The following is a 2,452-nucleotide window of genomic DNA, read 5'->3' as shown; positions in this document are numbered from 1 at the left end:
CGTGAGGAGATCCGAGTCATGAGACTGGTTGGGGCAACCTACTGGTACATCCGTGTCCCACTTATCGCCCAAGGGGTGTTTCTAGGATTGATTGGGAGTTTATCTGGAGTCGTTAGTTTTTACACGCTGTTTCGCATATTCGTGCCGCGAATTAGTCAGATACAGTTCATTCCTTTGGATCAAATCAGTCTGATTATACTCGGAGGCGTTCTGCTCGGCTTACTCGGCAGCGTCTCACCGATACGGAGATATGTGAACGTGTAGGACGACACTACGTAGGTTGGGTTGAACGGTTAAACGTCAATCCTTATTTTTTCATCGGGCAGTCGCCTTTTCATTCAAAAGTGTATTTCATAAACCGTTACTGCACAAAAGCCGAAATCGCTGAACGCGGCGCGGTCGCAAGATTCTTCTATGGAAGGGGGAATCGGTCATGAATCAAAAGAACCTTTGGATCGCACTTATCACCCTTATCGTCGCTATCTTCGTATTCGCACAGGTCTATATCCTGTTTGCCGTCACGCAGACAAATAACCGACTGGTGCAGCTCGAAGATCGCATCGACAAGCGATTCACAGAACTAGAAACTCGCATCGACAAGCGACTCACAGAACTAGAAACTCGCATCGACAAGCGTTTTGTTGAAGTGAATCAGCAAATCACAGGCTTGCGCTCGGATATGAATCAGCGGCTCTCTGATATGGATGCCAACATCAGGCAACTCAACCAGAACTACAGTAACCACCTCGCACATCACATAGATGGGGTGGGAAAAGAGTAAAGGGAGGGATAGGAGGAGGGCACCATGAAAAAATATAATGATTCGCCACGCGCTCAGGCGAACAGGGCGATGAGCGGAAATCCTTACAAGCCAAGACGGAGGAAATCCCCGCGATCAGAAACGGCTCCTAAGAATCGACCTAACAGCAGGCGGAACAGTAAAAATGACCGCAAGCGAGAGTATGGACAAGACCTCCAATCCGATCGCTGGAAAGAGAAACGCGACAGAATCATCAAGAAAGCGGGGGGTAAATGTCGGTTTTGCGGAAAGCCCGCAAAGCACGTCCATCATGAAACCTATAAACTTAGCCGACTACATCAGACTAGGAAGAACTTAAATGGCTAAATATCGAGTCGGAGTCATCGGTTGCGGAAGGAAGGGTGGGTCGCACGCGCGGGCGTACGCGCTTAATCCCTTGACCGAAGTTGTTGCATTTGCTGATACCGATCCCGAAAACTTAGGATTGTACTGTGAATACTACGGCGTCCCAGGGTACAGCGATTATCGGGAGATGCTCGAGAAGGAAGGGATTGATATCGCTGCACCTATCCTGCCGGTTCGACCAAACCCGGAGGTCGTCATTGGGTGTGCTGAGGCGGGTGTGCGGGCAATCCTCTGCGAAAAGCCCATTGCGGCAACGCTCGCAGATGCAGATCGGATGGTGGCAGCCTGCCAATCGCGAGGAATCAAGTTGGGGGCTGGCGACCTAGACCGGAACCTACCACCGTACTGGAAAGCCCTTGAAATCATTGAGTCAGGTGAGCTTGGTGAAGTCAAAAGCATCAACTTCACAGGCGGGAGCGGCACAGAGATGTCGGGCGGTGGCTGTCAGCTTTTTAGTCTGATGCGTATGTTTGCCGGAGACGCCGATGTTGCGTGGGTGATTGGCTGGGTTGCCGATGATCCAGAGAGCGATCATGACCAAGGCGTGGCGGGCTATCTGCGGTTCACCAACGGTATTGAAGCCTTCATGCACCGCGAAACCGATGCGAGAGGACGTGGATTTGAGGTGTCGTGCACCCGAGGTGTATTCCGCAGCAATAATAGTTTGCTCAGCCTGTGGAAAGCAGACGACGTTGTTGATCCATTGATGGGGGCACCACTCAAAAAGGTGGAGGGCGTGTTTCCCGAAACCAGCGTTTACATGCGGACGGTTGGAGATGGCCCGGAGACCGAAACATCGCGAGCGTCCAGTCCATCGTTGACGCGCTTGAAAAGAACATTGAGCCGAGAGGCAGCGGCGACAACGGGCGTAAGGTGCTAGAAATCGCTATTGCGCTGCGGGAATCGCATCGACGCGGACACGTTCCAGTGAGGCTTCCCCTTGAAGACCGCAGCCTCAGACTTTTCCCGAAAAGTTCGCGGATGGATAACAAAAAACCTCAGATGGGCAGAGAAACCTACATGCCCCAGATTCAAGGAAAGAAGCAAGCGTAGACGCCTTCCGCCCCGTCAAAATAATCCAGCCCTGTGCATTGTGCATGGGGCTTTTTTGTTTCGCAGAGTGTTGAAAATCAGCCCTTATCTGCGTGGGATTATGCTATAATTATGGTGAATTCAAGAAATAAATAGAGACCTTCGCCCCTCGGTTTCGATCCCGATTTATCGGGGCCGGTAAGTGCGGTTTCCTAACCGCACCGCATTCAATTCAACCCGGTAGGTGCGGTTTCC

The 2,452-nt window shown here is 51.5% G+C and carries 3 protein-coding genes; all 3 read left to right on the top strand.

Annotation, left to right across the window (positions count from 1 at the left end):
• On the top strand, positions 1-264 hold a 264-nt coding region (locus J4G02_22150; protein ID MCE2397215.1), incomplete at its 5' end, for a cell division protein FtsX.
• A gap of 169 nt (positions 265-433) precedes the next feature.
• Positions 434-781 carry a hypothetical protein gene (locus J4G02_22145; protein MCE2397214.1) on the top strand — a complete coding sequence of 116 codons (348 nt, stop codon included), beginning with the start codon at positions 434-436 and terminating at the stop codon, positions 779-781.
• Between the two features lie 337 nt (positions 782-1,118).
• Positions 1,119-2,045, top strand: a complete 927-nt coding sequence (locus J4G02_22140; GenBank protein MCE2397213.1) for a Gfo/Idh/MocA family oxidoreductase — start codon at positions 1,119-1,121, stop codon at positions 2,043-2,045.
• The last annotated feature ends 407 nt before the right edge of the window (positions 2,046-2,452 follow it).

This window comes from Candidatus Poribacteria bacterium (genome assembly GCA_021295755.1).
In the GTDB taxonomy this organism is placed as follows: Bacteria; Poribacteria; WGA-4E; order WGA-4E; family PCPOR2b; genus PCPOR2b.
The sequence above is the reverse complement of the archived record's forward strand: the minus strand, read 5'-3'. Positions and strand labels throughout refer to the sequence as shown.

What these genes read in the sequence shown, in the direction of transcription:
- J4G02_22140 (MCE2397213.1), top strand. Translation starts at nt 1,119, where the DNA reads ATGGCTAAATATCGAGTCGGAGTCATCGGTTGCGGAAGGAAGGGTGGG.
- J4G02_22145 (MCE2397214.1), top strand. Translation starts at nt 434, where the DNA reads ATGAATCAAAAGAACCTTTGGATCGCACTTATCACCCTTATCGTCGCT.